Annotated in this window: 1 protein-coding gene; it reads left to right on the top strand. The window is 62.7% G+C overall.

Going from position 1 to position 577, the window contains the following annotated elements:
* A partial coding sequence (locus IE294_RS47105; RefSeq protein ID WP_444545317.1) for a P-type ATPase actuator domain-containing protein occupies positions 1 to 474 on the top strand: 474 nt, incomplete at its 5' end.
* Positions 475 to 577 lie beyond the last annotated feature (103 nt).

Raw genomic sequence — 577 nt, 5'->3', positions numbered from 1 at the left:
CAAGGCGCTCGGCTGGGCGACCCTTTCAGCATCAACATGCTGGTCACGCTGGCGGCGGTCGAGGCGCTCTTGATCGGCGAGGCCCCGGAGGGCGCGGTGGTGGTGTTCTTCTTCGCCATCGGTGAGTTGCTGGAGGGCGTCGCGGCAGGCAAGGCGCGGCAGGGCATTCAGTCGCTGGCAGCCCTGACGCCGAAAACCGCCCTGCTGGTGCATGAGGGCGAGGGCCACGCGCACGAGGTGCCCGCCGACACCCTGAAGATCGGTCAGGTGGTGCAGGTGAACCCCGGTGCTCGCGTTCCCACTGACGGCACGATTCTGACTGGAACATCCGGCCTGGATGACAGTCCCGTGACTGGGGAAAGCGTCCCCGTCACGAAAAGCGTTGGCGACACCGTTTACGCCGGAAGCATCAATCAATGGTGCGGACAGTTTCAAGCGGCTTTGACGCCGAGGTCAAGCGGCCTGGACGGATGATTTTGCAATTCATCAAAACGCTGCTCCAGACCCAGATTCGCCAGTATTCGCTTGGCGAAGAGGAGGTTAAACGCCCGGCGTTTGGCATCCTCCATTGAGAAGG

It is taken from the genome of Streptomyces canarius, from assembly GCF_014650735.1.
GTDB classification, from domain to species: Bacteria; Actinomycetota; Actinomycetes; order Streptomycetales; family Streptomycetaceae; genus Streptomyces; species Streptomyces olivaceoviridis.
The sequence above is the reverse complement of the archived record's forward strand: the minus strand, read 5'-3'. Positions and strand labels throughout refer to the sequence as shown.